At 68.7% G+C, this 16,727-nt stretch carries 13 protein-coding genes; 8 read left to right on the forward strand and 5 right to left on the reverse strand.

All coding sequences use genetic code 11. The features are described from left to right. Nucleotides 1–234: 234 nt before the first annotated feature. The 7 genes from BQ7106_RS01770 (at nt 235) to BQ7106_RS01800 (ending at nt 10,063) form a co-directional block, all read left to right on the forward strand. Nucleotides 235–507 carry a TM1266 family iron-only hydrogenase system putative regulator gene (locus BQ7106_RS01770; RefSeq protein WP_072370297.1) on the forward strand — a complete coding sequence of 91 codons (273 nt, stop codon included), beginning with the start codon at nt 235–237 and terminating at the stop codon, nt 505–507. Continuing rightward, the gene (gene hydE / locus BQ7106_RS01775) at nt 500–1,546 is read left to right on the forward strand and encodes a [FeFe] hydrogenase H-cluster radical SAM maturase HydE (RefSeq protein WP_072370299.1); all 1,047 of its coding nucleotides are present in this window, start codon (nt 500–502) and stop codon (nt 1,544–1,546) included. The genes BQ7106_RS01770 and hydE overlap by 8 nt, the downstream gene beginning before the upstream one ends. A gap of 111 nt (nt 1,547–1,657) precedes the next feature. Further along, nucleotides 1,658–3,106, forward strand: a complete 1,449-nt coding sequence (gene hydG, locus BQ7106_RS01780; protein ID WP_072370302.1) for a [FeFe] hydrogenase H-cluster radical SAM maturase HydG — start codon at nt 1,658–1,660, stop codon at nt 3,104–3,106. A 22-nt stretch (nt 3,107–3,128) separates the two neighbouring features. Continuing rightward, nucleotides 3,129–4,367: a [FeFe] hydrogenase H-cluster maturation GTPase HydF gene (gene hydF, locus BQ7106_RS01785; RefSeq protein WP_072370305.1), complete on the forward strand. Its 1,239-nt coding sequence runs from the start codon at nt 3,129–3,131 to the stop codon at nt 4,365–4,367. A 229-nt stretch (nt 4,368–4,596) separates the two neighbouring features. Continuing rightward, nucleotides 4,597–5,865: a glutamine-hydrolyzing carbamoyl-phosphate synthase small subunit gene (gene carA, locus BQ7106_RS01790; protein ID WP_072370310.1), complete on the forward strand. Its 1,269-nt coding sequence runs from the start codon at nt 4,597–4,599 to the stop codon at nt 5,863–5,865. Next, on the forward strand, nt 5,866–9,075 hold the full coding sequence (gene carB, locus BQ7106_RS01795; RefSeq protein ID WP_072370313.1) for a carbamoyl-phosphate synthase large subunit: 3,210 nt from the start codon (nt 5,866–5,868) through the stop codon (nt 9,073–9,075). A gap of 145 nt (nt 9,076–9,220) precedes the next feature. Continuing rightward, on the forward strand, nt 9,221–10,063 hold the full coding sequence (locus tag BQ7106_RS01800) for a PHP domain-containing protein (protein ID WP_072370316.1): 843 nt from the start codon (nt 9,221–9,223) through the stop codon (nt 10,061–10,063). A gap of 271 nt (nt 10,064–10,334) precedes the next feature. Here BQ7106_RS01800 and BQ7106_RS01805 read toward each other — a convergent pair whose 3' ends face one another. The 5 genes from BQ7106_RS01805 to BQ7106_RS01825 all read right to left on the reverse strand — a co-directional run bounded on the left by BQ7106_RS01805 (nt 10,335) and on the right by BQ7106_RS01825 (nt 15,631). Then, on the reverse strand, nt 10,335–11,327 hold the full coding sequence (locus tag BQ7106_RS01805) for a CehA/McbA family metallohydrolase domain-containing protein (protein WP_072370319.1): 993 nt from the start codon (nt 11,325–11,327) through the stop codon (nt 10,335–10,337). A 178-nt stretch (nt 11,328–11,505) separates the two neighbouring features. After that, nucleotides 11,506–12,540, reverse strand: a complete 1,035-nt coding sequence (locus BQ7106_RS01810; protein WP_072370322.1) for an ABC transporter ATP-binding protein — start codon at nt 12,538–12,540, stop codon at nt 11,506–11,508. A gap of 12 nt (nt 12,541–12,552) precedes the next feature. Continuing rightward, nucleotides 12,553–13,377, reverse strand: a complete 825-nt coding sequence (locus tag BQ7106_RS01815; protein ID WP_072370325.1) for an ABC transporter permease — start codon at nt 13,375–13,377, stop codon at nt 12,553–12,555. Continuing rightward, nucleotides 13,374–14,327, reverse strand: a complete 954-nt coding sequence (locus tag BQ7106_RS01820; protein ID WP_205407645.1) for an ABC transporter permease — start codon at nt 14,325–14,327, stop codon at nt 13,374–13,376. Before BQ7106_RS01820 ends, BQ7106_RS01815 begins: the two co-directional genes overlap by 4 nt. 161 nt (nt 14,328–14,488) lie before the next feature. After that, a complete protein-coding gene (locus tag BQ7106_RS01825) occupies nt 14,489–15,631 on the reverse strand; it encodes an ABC transporter substrate-binding protein (protein WP_240307399.1) in 1,143 nt (380 codons plus the stop codon). 288 nt (nt 15,632–15,919) lie between these two features. On the opposite strand from BQ7106_RS01825, the gene BQ7106_RS01830 reads away from it, so the two are divergent. After that, nucleotides 15,920–16,630 carry a response regulator transcription factor gene (locus tag BQ7106_RS01830; RefSeq protein ID WP_072370328.1) on the forward strand — a complete coding sequence of 237 codons (711 nt, stop codon included), beginning with the start codon at nt 15,920–15,922 and terminating at the stop codon, nt 16,628–16,630. Nucleotides 16,631–16,727: the final 97 nt, after the last annotated feature.

Consider the following 16,727-nt stretch of genomic DNA (forward strand, 5'->3'; position numbering starts at 1 on the left):
GGGTAGGTTGTCGCTGCGTCCGGTTCTTCTCGTCCGCAGCGCTGACGGCGCTCGCCCGAGCGTCTGGAACGCTTCCGCGCGCGCTTCCGTGCGAGAGGCTCGGGCCACGCCGGATGGGGGCGCCGGCGGCTGGGAGCCGTGCCGCCCGCCTTCTCGGAGGGCCGAGGCTCGTCCCGGGCTTCCCGAGAAAGCCCTATGATGCTCTCATCGCGTCCGTTGAGGGGAAGGGGAGCCATGACCACGCGCGTCGCCATCATGGGCATCATCGTCGAGGACCCCGCGTCCGTCGAGGCCCTGAACGAGCTTCTGCACGAGTATCGCGACCACATCTTCGGTCGCATGGGCGTGCCCTACCGCGAGCGAGGGGTGAGCGTGATCTCCGTCGCGCTCGACGCGCCGCAGGACGTCACCTCCGCGCTCGCCGGGAAGGTGGGGGCGCTCCCCGGAGTGAGCGTGAAGACGCTGTACTCCAACGTGGTTGCCGAGCAGGGCGGCGCGGGTGCCTAGCGCCCCCGAGCTCCTCGAGGTCCTGTCCCGCGAGCACTCCCTCCCGACCGGGCAGTACGAGGAGCTCGTGAGGTCCTTCTCGCCGAGCCTCGCCGCCCGCGCGGCCGAGCTCGCCCGCGAGGCCCGACGCGCGGTCTACGGCGACGAGGTCTTCATCCGAGGCCTCATCGAGCTGAGCAGCTTCTGCAGGAACGACTGCCTCTACTGCGGGCTGCGCCGCTCCAACCGGTCCGCGGAGCGCTACCGCCTTACGCCCGAGGCCGTGCTCGCCTGCTGCGAGCGGGGCTACGACCTGGGCTTCAGGACCTTCGTGCTCCAGGGCGGGGAGGACCCCGCGCTCACGGACGAGCGCGTCTGCGACCTCGTGCGCGCCATCAGGGCCGCGCACCCGGACTGCGCCGTCACGCTCTCGCTGGGCGAGCGCTCCCGTGACAGCTACCGGGCGCTCTTCGACGCCGGAGCGGAGCGATACCTGCTGCGGCACGAGACCGCGGACCCCGCCCACTACGCGCGCCTGCACCCCGCCGAGCTCACGCTCGAGCACCGCCTGGCCTGCCTGCGCGACCTCGCCGAGATCGGCTACCAGGTGGGCTGCGGCTTCATGGTGGGCTCGCCGGGCCAGACCGCGTCCTCGCTCGCGGAGGACCTCAAGCTCGTGGAGCGAATCCGCCCGGCCATGTGCGGGATCGGGCCCTTTGTCCCCCATCACGCCACGCCGTTCGCCGACGCGCCCGCGGGCTCGGTGGGGCTCACGTGCTACCTGCTCTCGCTGCTGCGCCTGATCGACCCCCGGCTGCTGCTCCCGGCCACGACGGCGCTCGCCACGCTCGACCCGCGAGGCCGGGAGCTGGGCATGCTCGCGGGGGCCAACGTGGTCATGCCCAACCTCTCGCCGATGGAGGCACGCGAGAAGTACGAGCTGTACGATAATAAGGCGCACGCCGGGAGCGAGGCTGCCGAGGGGCTCGCCGAGCTGAGGCGTCGCATGGGGGACATGGGTCTTTGCGTCGTCGTGGACCGCGGCGACGCGAGGCGCTGATTCCCCGACAACGGGCCGGCGGCGCATCGCCCGCCGACCGGCCGAGGAGGCCTTGAGTCTGAGCGAGAAGGACGGGCGCGCCCGCACCTGACCGCGAAGGAGGGGAGACACATGGCGACGTATGACCCGAGGTCCCGTCACGCCGAGGACTTCATCAACGACGAGGAGATTCGCGAGACGCTCGACTACGCGGCCGCGCACGCGCGCGACGCCGCGCTCATCGAGGACCTGCTCGAGAAGGCGCGCCCGCGCCCGTCGGGAGCCGGCTGCCGCTGCGCCGGGCTCACGCACCGCGAGGCGAGCGTCCTTCTCGCCTGCGAGATCCCCGAGCTCAACGAGCGCATCTTCGAGCTCGCGCGCGAGATCAAGCTCGCCTACTACGGCAACCGCATCGTGATGTTCGCGCCGCTCTACCTCTCGAACTACTGCGTCAACGGCTGCACGTACTGCCCGTATCACGCCAGGAACAAGCACATCGCGCGCAAGAGGCTGACGCAGGACGAGGTGCGCCGCGAGGTCATCGCCCTGCAGGACATGGGCCACAAGCGCCTTGCCATCGAGGCCGGCGAGGACCCGCGCATGAACCCGATCGAGTACATCCTCGAGTGCATCGACACGATCTACTCGATAAAGCACAGAAACGGCGCCATCCGGCGCGTGAACGTCAACATCGCCGCCACCACGGTGGAGGAGTACCGCATGCTCAAGGACGCGGGCATCGGCACCTACATCCTCTTCCAGGAGACCTACGACAAGAGGAGCTACCTGGAGCTGCACCCCACCGGTCCCAAGCACGACTACGACTATCACACCGAGGCCATGGACCGGGCCATGGACGGAGGGATCGACGACGTGGGCCTCGGCGTGCTCTTTGGCCTCGAGAAGTACCGCTACGAGTTCGCGGGCCTTCTCATGCACGCAGAGCACCTCGAGGCCGTGCACGGCGTGGGGCCGCACACCATCTCGGTCCCGCGCCTCAAGCGCGCCGACGACATCGACCCCGACGAGTTCGACAACGGGATCGACGACGACACCTTCGCCAAGATCATCGCCTGCATCCGCGTCGCCGTGCCCTACACCGGCATGATCATCTCCACGCGGGAGAACGAGGCCGTCCGCGCCCGCGCGCTCGAGCTGGGCATCTCGCAGATCTCCGGCGGCTCGCGCACGAGCGTGGGCGGCTACGAGGAGGCCGAGCGCCCGCACGACTCCGAGCAGTTCGACGTCTCGGACCAGCGGTCGCTCGACGAGGTCGTGCGCTGGCTCATGGAGCTCGACCACATCCCGAGCTTCTGCACGGCGTGCTACCGCGAGGGACGCACCGGCGACCGCTTCATGAGCCTGTGCAAGAGCGGGCAGATCCTCAACTGCTGCCACCCCAACGCGCTCATGACGCTCTCGGAGTACCTGGTCGACTACGCATCGCCAAAGACGCGCGAGGTTGGCTGGCCCCTCGTGGAGCGCGAGCTCGCGCGCATCCCCAACGAGCGCACGCGCGCGCTCGCGTCCGAGCACGTTGCCGACATCCGCGCCTCCAACCGTCGCGACTTCCGGTTCTAGCGAGACGACGGGGAGGGGGAGCATGGGACTCAACGACATGCCGTCCGGCGAGCGGGCGCGCATCGGCTTCTTCGGCGTGCGCAACGCCGGCAAGTCGAGCGTGGTGAACGCCGTGACCGGGCAGGGCATGAGCGTCGTCTCGGACGTGGCGGGCACCACCACCGACGCGGTGCGCAGGGCAATGGAGCTTCTGCCGCTCGGCCCGGTCGTGGTGGTGGACACCCCCGGGGTCGACGACGACGCCGGCGAGCTCGGGGCGCGCCGCGTGGCCGCCGCCCGCCGGGAGCTCGAGGGGTGCGACGCCGCGGTGCTCGTCGTGGACGGCGCGCGCGGCCTCGCGGGGCCGGATCGCGACCTCCTGGACGCCTTCGGGCGCCGCGGCGTGCCGTTCGTCGTCGCGTGGAACAAGTGCGACCTCCCCGCCGCCCGCGCCGCCCTCGTCGGGCTGGGCGAGCGCGAGGCCGACCTCGCGGAGCGCTGCGTCGCCGTGAGCGCCCGCTCCGGAGCGGGCGTCCGCGAGCTCAAGGAGCGCCTCGCGCGCCTGGCCGCCCCCGCGCCCCGCGCCCGGCGCGTGGTCGCCGACCTGGTGGAGCCGGGCGACGTCGTGGCGCTCGTGTGCCCCATCGACGCCTCCGCGCCCCGGGGGCGGCTCATCCTGCCGCAGCAGATGACGATCCGCGACCTGCTCGACGCCGGGTGCCTGCCGCTCGTCTGCCGCGAGACCGAGCTCGCCTCCGCCCTCGCCGCCCTCGTCGGGCCCCCGGCGCTCGTGGTCACGGACTCGCAGGTCTTCGCCCAGGTGGCGCGCGTCGTGCCGGACTCGGTGCCGCTCACGTCCTTCTCGATCCTCATGCTGCGCTACAAGGCCGACCTCGTGGCGGCGGTGCGCGGAGCGGCGGCGCTCGACGTCCTGCGCGACGGCGACCGCGTGCTCGTGAGCGAGGGCTGCACGCACCACCGCCAGTGCGAGGACATCGGGACCGTCAAGATACCGGCGTGGCTCGCCGCCCACACGGGCGCCGACCTCAGGCTCTCGTTCACGAGCGGCGGGGAGTTCCCCGAGGACCTCACGCCCTTCTCGGCCGTGGTCCACTGCGGCGGGTGCACGCTGGGCGCGCGAGAGATGCGCGCGCGACAGGAGCGCGCCGAGGAGCAGGGGGTCCCCATGACCAACTACGGCGTGGCGATCGCGCACATGCACGGCATCCTGCGCCGGAGCCTCGCACCCTTCCCCGAGGCGCTCGCGGCGCTGGACGCGTAGCGGGACGGGCGACCCGACGTGCCAATATTGCGAAGGCGTTGTCCCGTCACACGAGCAACGCCAGACCTGCTATGCTATCTATGACCTTTAAGACGGTACGAGAGACCGAAAAGGCGTCCACAACTTAGCGTCGCAGCCTTAGTCGGAGTCCTCGCGTGCGGGTGCTCCGTTTTTTGTAGCTGCGGCTGCCTCTGATGAGGGCGCGCGCGGACGAAAGGGCGGTGTTGCTGTGAACCTACTGGTAGATGGCGGCAGGCATCCGAGGGCGCTCCTTGCGCTCGAGAACGGCATGTACTTCTTCGGGCGCTCTGCCGGCGCCGAGGGCGAGACCTTCGGCGAGGTCGTGTTCAACACCTCGATGGTGGGCTATCAGGAGATCGTCTCCGACCCGTCGTACGCGGGCCAGATCGTGACGCTCACCTACCCCCAGATTGGCAACTACGGCATCAACGAGAAGGACATGCAGGGCGACCCGCTCAACCTCGCCGGCCTCGTGGTCCACGACATGTGCTACACCCCGAGCAACTGGCAGAGCGTCGAGTCCCTGCCCAACTTCCTCGCGAGCCGCGGCGTCGTGGCCATCGAGGACGTGGACACGCGCGCGCTGACCCTGGCCATCCGCGAGGGCGGCGCCATGCGCGCTGCCATCTCCACGACCGACCTCGACCCCGAGAGCCTCGTCGCGCGCGTGAAGGCGTCCCCCTCGATCGCCGAGCACAACTACGTCGCCGACGTCTCCACGAGCGAGCGCTACGTCGTGCCGGGCCAGGACGCCGACGGGCAGCCGCGCCTCTCCGTGGTGGCCTACGACTGCGGCGAGAAGCGCGGCATCGCGAAGCGCCTCTCCGCGGCGGGCTGCGAGGTCACGGTGGTCCCCTGGGACACCCCGGCCGCGGACGTCCTCGCGCTCGAGCCCGACGGCGTGTTCTTCTCCAACGGCCCCGGCGACCCGGTCAGCGTGCCGCCCGTGGTCGAGGCGGTGCGCGCGTGCCTGGGCACGCTCCCCGTCTTCGGCATCTGCCTGGGCAACCAGGTCATCTCCATGGCCGCCGGCGCCCAGATCGAGAAGCTCCCGTACGGCCACCACGGCGGCAACGAGCCCGTCATGAACCTGCTCACGGGCAAGGTCGAGATCACCGCGCAGAACCACAACTACGGCCCGGTCTTCTCGACCTTCGGGGCGCTCGTGCCCGAGCTCTCGGGTGGCGTGACTGAGCACCCGGCCGACGAGGACCTGCGCTTCTGGAGCCGCATGCGCGTGGCGCCGGTCGTCCGCAACGAGCGCTACGGACGCATCCGCCTCACGCACGTCAACCTCAACGACGGCACCCCCGAGGGCATCCAGTTCCTCGACGTCCCCGCCTTCTCCATGCAGTACCACCCCGAGGCCAAGCCCGGCCCCAACGACTCCACCTACGCCTTCTCGGCGTTTGCCAAGCTCATGCGCGGCGAGGACGACTACCTCGCCATCGACGTCCGCGAGGGGAGGCGCTTCTAGATGCCCAAGCGCACCGACATCAAGAAGATCCTTATCATCGGCTCCGGCCCCATCGTCATCGGCCAGGCCTGCGAGTTCGACTACTCCGGCACCCAGGCCTGCAAGGCGCTGCGCGCCGAGGGCTACGAGGTCGTGCTCGTGAACTCCAACCCGGCCACCATCATGACCGACCCCGAGACCGCCGACCGCACCTACATCGAGCCCATCACCGTGGAGTCCGTCGCCAAGGTGATCGAGAAGGAGCGCCCGGACGCGCTGCTCCCCAACATGGGCGGCCAGACGGGCCTCAACTGCGCCGTCGCCCTCGGCAAGTCGGGCGTGCTCGAGAAGTACGGCGTCGAGGTCATCGGCTGCGACGTCGACTCGATCGAGACCGGCGAGGACCGCGAGCTCTTCGCCAACGCCATGCGCGACATCGGGCTCGAGGTCGCCAAGTCCGGCATCGCCCACACCATCGAGGAGTGCGAGAAGATCGCCGACGAGCTCGGCTACCCGGTGGTCATCCGCCCGGCCTTCACCCTCGGCGGCGCCGGCGGCGGCATGGCCCACACCCACGACGACCTCGTGCGCATCGCCGAGCAGGGCCTTGCCCTCTCGCCCGAGAGCGAGGTCCTCGTGGAGCAGTCCGTGGAGGGCTGGAAGGAGATCGAGATGGAGGTGATGCGCGACTCCGCGGGCAACGGCGTCGTCATCTGCTCCATCGAGAACCTCGACCCCATGGGCGTGCACACCGGCGACTCCATCACCGTGGCGCCCTGCCAGACCCTGAACGACTTCGAGCTCCAGCGCCTGAGGGACTACTCCATCGCCATCCTCGAGCGCGTGGGCGTCGCCTGCGGCGGCTCCAACGTGCAGTTCGCCGTCAACCCCGACGACGGCCGCGTCATCGTGATCGAGATGAACCCGCGCGTGAGCCGCTCCTCCGCGCTCGCCTCCAAGGCGACGGGCTTCCCCATCGCCAAGATGGCGGCGCTGCTCTCGGTGGGCTACACCCTGGACGAGATCGAGAACGACATCACGCGCGAGACCCCGGCGTGCTTCGAGCCCTCGATCGACTACTGCGTCGTCAAGGTGCCGCGCTTCGCCTTCGAGAAGTTCAAGGGCACCGACGACACCCTCACCACGCGCATGAAGGCCGTCGGCGAGGTCATGTCGATCGGCGCCACCTTCGAGGAGGCCATGCAGAAGGCCATGCGCTCGCTCGAGCAGGGTCACGCCGGGCTGGGCGCCGACGGCAACGACTCCTTCGACGAGGACGCCTTCGACGAGCGCGTCGCGACGCCCACGCCCGAGCGCATCCTCTACGTGGCCGAGGCCCTGCGCCGCGGCTACGGCGTGGAGCGCGTCTTCGAGCTCACCAAGATCGACCGCTGGTTCCTCTCGCGCATCGCCGACATCGTGGCCGCCGAGGGCGTCATCCGCGAGCTCGGCATCGCCGGCCTCGACGCCGACCACATGATGGCCGCCAAGCAGCTGGGCTTCTCCGACGCCCAGCTCGCGCACCTCACCGGCCAGCGCGAGGACACCGTGCGCGCGGTGCGCGAGGTGCTCGGCGTGCGCCCGTGCATCAAGACCGTCGACACCTGCGCCGGCGAGTTCGCGGCCCGCACGAGCTACCACTACCTCACCTACGAGAAGGGCGGCGTGACCGAGTTCCACGAGGCGGAGAAGCCGCGCGTGGTCATTCTCTCCGCGGGCCCCAACCGCATCGGCCAGGGCATCGAGTTCGACTACTGCTGCGTCCACGCGGCCTACGCGCTCGCCGCCAAGGGCTACGAGACGGTGATGGTCAACTGCAACCCCGAGACCGTCTCCACCGACTACGACACCTCCGACCGCCTCTACTTCGAGCCGCTCACCTTCGAGGACGTCATGAACGTCATCGAGGTCGAGAGGCCCGTGGGCGTGATCGTGACCCTCGGCGGGCAGACCCCGATCAACCTCGCCAAGCGCCTCAAGGCCGCGGGCGTGCCCATCATGGGCACCCAGCCCGAGGCCATCGACCTCGCCGAGGACCGCGACCGCTTCGCGAGCCTGCTCGACCGCCTCGAGATCGCCTACCCGCCCTCGAGCACGGCGGAGACCGTCGACGAGGCGAAGGCCGTGGCGCGCCGCGTGGGCTACCCGCTGCTCGTCCGGCCCTCGTACGTGCTCGGCGGTCGCGGCATGGGCATCGTCTACGACGACGAGGACCTCGTGGGCTACATGGCCGAGGCCACCAAGGTCTCCCCGGACCACCCCGTCTACCTCGACGCCTTCCTCGAGGACGCCATCGAGCTCGACGTCGACGCCCTGTGCGACGACGAGCAATGCTACGTGGGCGCCGTCCTCGAGCACATCGAGGAGTGCGGCATCCACTCCGGCGACTCCGCCTGCTGCTTCCCGCCCTTCTCGCTCTCCGACCGCCTGGTCGAGAAGGTCCGCGAGACCACGCGTCGCCTGGCCCTCTCCTGCCACATCAGGGGCCTGCTCAACGTGCAGTACGCCGTCCGCGACGAGCAGGTCTTCGTGATCGAGCTCAACCCGCGCGCGAGCCGCACGGTGCCCTTCTCGTCCAAGGCGACGGGCGTGCCGCTGGCCAAGTGCGCCGCCCGCATCATGAGCGGCGAGAAGATCTGCGACCTCGGCCTGCCCGAGGAGGGGCGCGACCTCGGCTACTACGCGGTCAAGGAGGCCGTCATGCCCTGGAGCCGCTTCCCGGGCGCCGACGTCACCCTCGGGCCCGAGATGAAGTCCACGGGCGAGGTCATGGGCCTCGACGTGACCTTCCCCAAGGCGTACGCCAAGACGCGCGAGGCCATCGAGTACGACGTGCCGCAGTCCGGCACCGTCTTCGTCTCGGTGTGCGACCGCGACAAGCGCTCCATCGCGCCGGTTGCGCTGTCGCTGCGCAACCTCGGCTACGACCTGCTGGCGACGCGCGGCACGGCAAAGACGCTGCGCGCCGCGGGCATCCCGTGCGAGGTCGTCAAGCCCATCTCCGAGGGGCACCCCAACGTGTGCGACCTCATGGCCGAGGGCAAGATCTCGTTCCTCATCAACACCCCGAAGGGCCACAGCTCGCGCGGTGACGGCACCAGGATGCGCAGCGAGGCGGTGAGCCGCGGCATCGACATGGCAACGACCATGTCGGGCGCGGTGGCGCTCGTCCAGGCCATCGCGGCACTTCGCGAGGGACCGCTCTCCGTCTACGCCCTCCAGGACCTGTAGCGTGTAAAGGGGACAGGCACTTTTGCACGCTTGCGGGCCGTCGGGCTTCTCGCCCGGCGGCCCGCCTTTGTGAAACGCTTACACTCCCGCGCGCCCCGATGCGGCACAATGGGGCGAGAAGAACCCGCGGCCCCAAGGAGGCGCCATGGCCCGACCGCTCGACCCCGGGTCGATCGTCGACACCCACACCCACACGCACTTCTCGGACGGCGTGGGCACCTTTGACCAGAACGCCGCCGCGGCGCTCGCCGCCGGGTGCCGCGTGCTCGTCTCGACCGACCATCTCACGCTGCCGCGCGTCATGGACCCGGAGGGCGCCGTGCAGGTGGTCGAGTCGCAGCTCGCGGAGCATCGCGCCGCGTGGGAGGCGGCTCGCGACGCTCACCCCGAGCTCGAGATGATCTACGGCTTCGAGTGCGACTGGTACCCCGGCTGCGAGCCGAACGTCGAGCGGTGGGCGTCCGGGGCGCAGGTGCTCCTGGGCAGCGTGCACTGGCTCGGCGAGCAGGACGACGGGGCCTGGATCGACGACCCGACCGACCAGCGCATCTGGCGCGAGCTCGGCCCCGACGAGGTCTGGAGGCGCTACGCGCGGACGTGGTGCCGCGCCTGCGAGAGCCCGCTGCCCTTTGCGACGATGGCCCACCCCGACCTAGCCATGCGCTTCGTCAACGCCGGATTCGCCCCCACGATCGACCTCGCGCCGCTCTGGGACGAGATGGTCGCCTGCGCGCACGACACGGGCAGGCGCGTGGAGCTCTCCACGGCGGGCTGGCGCAAGGGGGTGGGGGACTACTACCCCGCGCGCGGGCTGCTCGAGCGCTTCTGTGCCGCCGGGGTGCCCATCACCGTGGGGTCGGACGGCCACGTTCCCGCCGACATCTGCGACGGTATCTCCGGCGCCTATGCGCACGCCTGGGAGGTCGGCTACCGTGCGGTCGAGGTCCCGCGCGCGGACGGCTCCTGGGAGTCGATGCCGCTCAGGTAGGTCGCCGGGGCGGGCGCTCTTCTCGCCGCCGCACGGTCCTTCTCGCCGCTTCTGTTGCGAGGCTAGTCCGAGCAAAAGGCACGCTTCGGCTCAACGAAACGTGCCTTCTGGGCGGAGCTGCGATGGTCTCGCCCGGGTTCGAGCGGTTGTCCGAGCCGCGCGCACGCTTTTGACTCCGATTCCGTGCGTTTAGCTCGGACGAGGCGGCCGTGCAGGCGAGAAGGGCACGCAGCCGAGGCGGCCGCGGCAGGCGAGAAGGGCTCGCGGACGCCTACGCCTCGTCCGCGAAGGCGGGGTTCGACCACGCCGTGCGCCCATGGGCGTCGACGCACTCGACGCGCAGGTAGGTCTCGCCGCCGCGCAGCCTGAACTCGGCGCGCTCGAGCAGCTCGCCCTCGGGGGCGATCACGGTGCCACCCGCGTTGACGGGGCCGCCCGCCACGAAGTTCACGCGCTCGCACGGGCTGCACTCCACCCACGCGACGCCGTCACGCACGCCCCAGCCGCAGATCTCGGGGCCCGAGCTCGAGTAGAAGTCGCCCGCCAGCAGCGCGCGCACCACGGCGTCGCGCGTGAGCTCGGGCGCGCACACCGTGACCCAGCCGCCAAAGGCGTCGTCGAAGAGGCCCTCGTTGTGGTTGTCGTCGGACGCGAAGCCGAGCACGCGCCTGCCGCGTCGCAGCATGAGGTCCCAGTACGTGACGTCATATCCGGTGCCCGACTCGTTCACCGTGTCGTAGTTGAAGATCTCGAGCGCGAAGTAGCCCTTCGCGCCGCAGAAGTCGTCGGGCTCGACGCGGCTCCAGATGGGGTGGTTGTAGGTCACGGCGCACCCGCGCGCAGCGAGCTCGGCGGCCAGCCGCTCGGCGACCGCCTCCCCGTCCCAGGACCCGTGGAAGCGGAGGGGCTCGAGGCGCTCCAGGTGCGAGAACCGCCGCTCGGCCGCGGCGACCATCTCGTCGGTGCCCAGGATGCCGTGCATGTGGTGGCACCTCAGACGCACGGTCTCGGTCTCGTCGGCGTAGAGGTAGGCCGACGCCTCGAGACCGGGCAGGATGACGAACCCCTCGTCGTCGAACTCGCCGGAGAGGTCCGTGTAGAGGTCGTGCTCGGAGAGGCAGAGGAAGTCGTACCCGCGCTCGCGGAAGGCGGCGACGGACTCCGCGGGGGTGAGGAGCCCGTCGGAGTTGGTGGTGTGGCTGTGGAGGTTGCCCTTGTAGCGGTTGCTGCCCGGGGCGAGAAATACCTGGTCGTGGAAGGGCATGTTCACTCCTTGCTGTCGGTGGGGCGTGCAAAGGGGACCGTGCAAAGGGGACAGGCACTTTTGCACGCTGCCTCCGGCCGTGCAAAAGTGCCTGTCCCCTTTGCACGGTCCCCTTTGCACGCGGGGAGCCCGCACGCCGGGGCGTGCGGGCCGGGAGGGAGGGTCTTCTCGCCCGGCGCTACGCCGCGCTGCGGGCGTTCTCGGGGATGACGAGGCAGTCGCGCTCGGGGAGGGTGAGGTAGACGGTCTCGCCGTCGTCGAACATGTGGAAGCTGCGGAAGAGCACGTCGACGAGCAGCGTGGTCTGGCCGACCCGCACGGTGTAGCGCAGGACGTTGCCGCGCGGCGTGCTGTCGGCGACGGTGCCCACGACGACGTAGCCGTCGGCGTCGGTCGGGCGCTCGCGGGAGATGCCGATGGTCTCGGGGCGGATGGCGACGACGTTGCCCGCGGGCACGTCGCTGCCGGAGATCGCCTTGAACTGGGCGCCGGAGAGCTGGTTGTAGCTGCCGATGAAGCTCGCGGCGAACTCGGAGACGGGGCTCGTGTATACCTCGACGGGGCTGCCGGCCTGCTCGATGCGGCCCGCGTGGAACAGCTGGATCACGTCGGACATGACCATGGCCTCGTCCTGGTCGTGCGTGACGAAGATCGTGGTGAGGCCGAGCTCCTGGTGGATCTCGCGGATGCGGGACTGGAGGGCCTTGCGGAGCTTGGCGTCGATCGCCGAAAGCGGCTCGTCGAGCAGGAGCACGGAGGGCTCGGTCACGATGGAGCGCGCGAGGGCGGCGCGCTGCTGCTGGCCGCCGGAGAGGTTGGCGGGGTACGCCCGCTCCTTGCCGGTGAGCTCGACCATGGCGATGGCCTCGCGCACCTTGCGCTCGGTGGTGGCCGGGTCGACCTTCTTCATCTTGAGGCCAAAGGCCACGTTCTGCTCGACGGTCATGTTGGGGAAGAGGCTGTACTGCTGGAAGACCATGCCGATGTTGCGCTTGCTGGCGGGCACGTTGGTGACGTCGCGGCCGTTGAGCACGATCTGGCCCTCGGTGACGGTCTCGAGCCCGGAGAGGCATCGCAGCAGCGTGGACTTGCCGCAGCCGGAGGGTCCGAGCAGCGTCACGAGGTCGCCCTGCTGGATGCCAAAGCTGATGTGGTCGAGGACGGTGTTGTCGCCGAAGCGCTTGACGACGTCCCTGAACTCAATGTAGGCCATCTGGCTGACTCCTTACTTGTTCTGAGAGGTGTGCTGGAGCTTGAGGACGAGCGCGGTCACCGCCGCCACCACGAGGAAGATGACGACCACGATGGCGCTCGACAGGCCGCTGGAGCGGGCCATGTTGGCCTGGAGGAACACCTGGATGTTCTGGTAGTTGGTGCCCGCGATGTTGTTGGCGAGAACGAAGTCGCCAAAGACGATGCTCTCGGCCAGGAGGCTCGAGACAAGGATGCCCGACACGATGTTGGGGAGCACCACCTGCACGTAGGCGCGGAAGCGGCCGCAGCCGAGCATCTCTGCCGCCTGGATGAGCATGTTCGCGTCGATGGCGTTGAGCGCGTTGCGGATGCCCTGGTAGATGTAGGGCAGCACGAGGATGGTGTAGGCGCCAAAGAGCATGAACATGCGGTTGGAGAGGATCGTCCCGGTTCCGGTGTAGAGCGAGATGATGCCGATGGAGAGGATGACGCCCTGGAGAGCGTAGGGAATCATGCAGACAAACTGCATGAAGCGCCCCAGCCTGCGGTTCACGGCCACGACGACGTACATGGCCAGGAGGAGAAGAACGATGGTGATGGCCACGCTCACCAGGCACAGGACGAGCGTGCGGCCGATGGAGAACCAGAACGTCGAGTTGGTGAAGAGCTCCGCGTAGTTGCGCAGCGTGAAGCCCGAGGGAAGGACGTCGGTCCACTCGACGAAGAGCGAGTACACGAGCGTGGTGAGAAACGGAACCAGCAGGTACAGGGCGACGACGCCCAGGAAGATCCTTGCGGCGAGCGGGGTCTTCTTGTCAGGGGCGGATGCCCCGACGGCCTTGGTCTTCAGACTCATATGATCTCACGCCCCTTGGATGCGCGCTTGGTGAAGTAGTTGTTGATGAGCGTGCAGACGACCATCAGGATGATGAGCACCACGGCCAGCGCCCCGCCCGTCGCGGCGTCGATCTGCACGTCGCCCTTGAACTTGGACGTGATCTGCAGGGGGAGCAGCGCGTAGTTGTTCATGACGACGGCAAAGGCGGTGGCGTACGCGGCCAGCGCGTTGGAGAAGAGCACGGAGAGGGTGCCCAGGATGGACGGCATGAGGTTGGGGATCACGATCCTGAACCAGTAGTCCAGCGGGGATGCCTGCAGGATGATCGCCGCCTCGCGCCACGACTTCTTGATGCCGCTGAAGGCGGGCAGGAGCAGCAGCGTCGCCAGCGGGATCTGGAAGTAGATGTAGAGCACGAGCAGGCCCTCGCCGGTGTAGAGGTCAAAGTCAGCGAGGAAGGGGATTCCCCACTGCTCGCCCAGGATGGTGAGGACGCCGGAGTTGCCCATGAGGATCATGAAGGCAAACGCCAGGGGCACGCCGGAGAAGTTGGACATCATGTTGAGGACCATCGTGAAGGCGTTGCGCACGCGTTCGCTCGACTCGTAGGCAAAGCGCGCCGCAAGGAACGACACGACGATGCCCACAACGGCTGAGACCAGGCTGATCCACACGCTGTTGATAATGGACTGCTGGTAGAGCGGGGTGGTGAAGACCTTGATAAAGTTCTCGAGGCCGAAGGCGCCGGACTCCTTGCCAATAAGGCTGTCCAGGACGAGCTGCGCGAGCGGGAGCAGCTCGTATCCCACGATCACGAGCAGGAAGGGGAGAAAGGCGATGTAGCCGACCCACTTGCGGCCCCTCGGTGGCCTGGCCTCCTCGGCCGAGGCGTGGGCGGCGGTCCGTCCTGCTCCTGACGCGGCGGCGTCTGCGGCGAGGGCGGCGCCTGCCTGAGAGATGTCTGCCACGGTACCTCCTTACACGGTTTCTGTGCTGGTCAGTGGTGAGAGGCCGCGTCCTTCTCGCCCCGCAGGGCCTGCTGGCGAGAAGAACGCTGGGCCCCAAGAAGAAGGGCGGCCCTGAGGCCGCCCGGGTGCGCCGATGACGGCGGCGGGTGATCGTCGTGCGTTTAGCCCAGGATGGGGATGATGTTCTCCTGGTACCAGGTCACGAGCTCGTTGGTGACGTCAGTCCACTTGTCGTAGTCGATGGACTGGACCTGGTCGCCGTACTGCTCATCGGGGAGGCGCAGCGCCTTGACGTCCTCGGGAAGCTCCACGGAGCTGCGGATGGGCGTGGCGTAGCCGCGGGCGAGGTTGATCTGGCCCTCGTCGGACAGGATGTACTCGCGGGCGAGGCAGGCGGCGGCGGGGCGCGGCGCGTTGGCGTTGATGATGGTGGCGTAGCCGGACTGCACGGAGCCGTCCGTGGGGATGCTCACCGTGAACTTGGCGTCGGGGTTGTTCTCGACGATCTGGGCGCGGTAGTTGAGGGAGTTGTAGTCCCAGTTGAGGCCCACGGCGACCTCCCCGGACTCCAGGCGGGCGACGGAGACGTCGGAGACGTCCAGGCGGCCGGCCTCGGCGATCTTGGTGATGAAGTCGTAGGCGGGCTGCATGTCGTCAAGACCGCCGCCCAGGGCGACGGCGATGGCGAGCACCGCGTGCTGCGCGGCCGCGGCGGCCGTGATGTCGCCGATGGAGACCTTGTAGTCGCCGTCGGCGAGCTCAGCGAGCGTCGTGGGCGGGTTGGGGACCTGGTCGTCGTTGGAGATGATCGACATCGTGCCGTAGTAGCCCACGACCCAGTCACCGTCGTCGTCCTTGGCCCAGTCGGGAATCTCGTCCCAGTAGCTGGTCTTGTACTTGAGGGTCACGCCCTCGGCCTCGGCGGTGGGGCCCCACTGCTGGCCCACGTCGCCGATGTCCTTGGTGCCGTCGGTGCCCTCCTGCTTGAACATGGCGATCTCCTCGGCGGAGGACATGTCCTGGTCGGCCTGCGTGATGCCGTACTTCTCCTCGATGTCATCCCAGGTGCCGACCCAGTTGGCCCAGGTGTCCGGCATGCCCACGGAGTTGATCTGGCCCTCCTCCTTGGCCTGGGCGATGATGTCGTCCAGCGACATGGAGTTGTAGTCCACGGCCTCCGTCGCGGGGGCGGCGCTGTCCTCGCAGCCGGTGAGGCCGAGGCCCGCCGCGCAGGCAAAGCCCGCCATGCCGAGCATGCCGAGGAATGAGCGGCGAGAGATGCCACGCGCGCTGGTGTTGTTCACAAGAGCTCCCTTCGATTGCCTTTCCCATTTGCCGACGGCTTCGTGTCGTCGGCCAAGCCGAGAGTTACGTTAGAGTCCGCTTGCGGTGGAATCGTTCGCGTTTGGGGAGCCCTTTCGCTGCGCTGACCGTTGATTACGGCGCTCTTAACAAGGGGGAGCGGATACTTACGCTTGGATGGCCGCCCTTACATCCCCATGATTCAAAAGGGGACAGTCCCCTTTTGAATCATTCTGGGGTCCATGCCGCTATGATACGAAGGGACGGTCACTTCATTACTTTGGAGAATCATGGCGCGGGTGCTGGTGATAGAGGACGACGCGGCAATCAACGACGTGGTGGCCACTCGGCTCTCGCGCGACGGCCACGCCGTTACGCAGGCGTTCTCCGGCTCTGAGGCGCGCCTGCTGCTGGGCGGCGCGGGCGAGAGGGACGCGTCCTACGACGTCGTCATCTGCGACCTCATGCTTCCGGGCGCGACGGGGGAGGAGCTCGTGGGGCTCATTCGCGAGCGCGACGAGGCGACGCCCGTGATCGTGATCTCCGCGCGCACTGCCGCCGCGGACAAGATCGACCTGCTGCACCTAGGCGCCGACGACTACCTCACCAAGCCCTTCGACCTCGACGAGCTGGCCGCGCGCGTGGAGGTGCAGCTGCGGCACCGCGGGTCGACGGGCCCCGTGGGAGGAGTCCTGACCTGGCGGCGCTGGGAGCTTGACCCCGAGGCCCGCACGCTCGCGGTGGCTCCCGGTGAGGCCGGCGAGAAGGGCGGGGAGGTCGCGCTCACCAAGATCGAGTTCAACATTCTCGAGACCCTCGTTCGCAGGCCCAACCGCGTGTTCTCAAAGTCGGAGCTCTTCGAGCTGGCGTGGGGCGAGCCCTTCGCCGGCGACGACTCCACCGTTGCGGCGCACGTCTCCAACATCCGCGCCAAGCTGCGTGCCACCGGCACCGACGACTACCTCAAGACCGTCTGGGGCATGGGCTTCAAGCTCGCGTGATCAAAGAGGGGCCTATCCCCAATTGGATCACTCTCAAGATTTCTTTAGATTTGGCTCACGGTTTCTAAAGGACTGCCCGCCAGACTGAGAGGCAGCC

Source organism: Thermophilibacter mediterraneus (assembly GCF_900119385.1).
GTDB classification, from domain to species: Bacteria; Actinomycetota; Coriobacteriia; order Coriobacteriales; family Atopobiaceae; genus Thermophilibacter; species Thermophilibacter mediterraneus.

Bases quoted from the DNA above. Each gene is read 5' to 3' on its own strand.
- BQ7106_RS01770 (WP_072370297.1), top strand. From the start codon at position 235: ATGACCACGCGCGTCGCCATCATGGGCATCATCGTCGAGGACCCCGCG.
- hydG (WP_072370302.1), top strand. From the start codon at position 1,658: ATGGCGACGTATGACCCGAGGTCCCGTCACGCCGAGGACTTCATCAAC.
- hydF (WP_072370305.1), top strand. From the start codon at position 3,129: ATGGGACTCAACGACATGCCGTCCGGCGAGCGGGCGCGCATCGGCTTC.
- carB (WP_072370313.1), top strand. From the start codon at position 5,866: ATGCCCAAGCGCACCGACATCAAGAAGATCCTTATCATCGGCTCCGGC.
- BQ7106_RS01800 (WP_072370316.1), top strand. From the start codon at position 9,221: ATGGCCCGACCGCTCGACCCCGGGTCGATCGTCGACACCCACACCCAC.
- BQ7106_RS01805 (WP_072370319.1), bottom strand. From the start codon at position 11,327: ATGCCCTTCCACGACCAGGTATTTCTCGCCCCGGGCAGCAACCGCTAC.
- BQ7106_RS01810 (WP_072370322.1), bottom strand. From the start codon at position 12,540: ATGGCCTACATTGAGTTCAGGGACGTCGTCAAGCGCTTCGGCGACAAC.
- BQ7106_RS01815 (WP_072370325.1), bottom strand. From the start codon at position 13,377: ATGAGTCTGAAGACCAAGGCCGTCGGGGCATCCGCCCCTGACAAGAAG.
- BQ7106_RS01830 (WP_072370328.1), top strand. From the start codon at position 15,920: ATGGCGCGGGTGCTGGTGATAGAGGACGACGCGGCAATCAACGACGTG.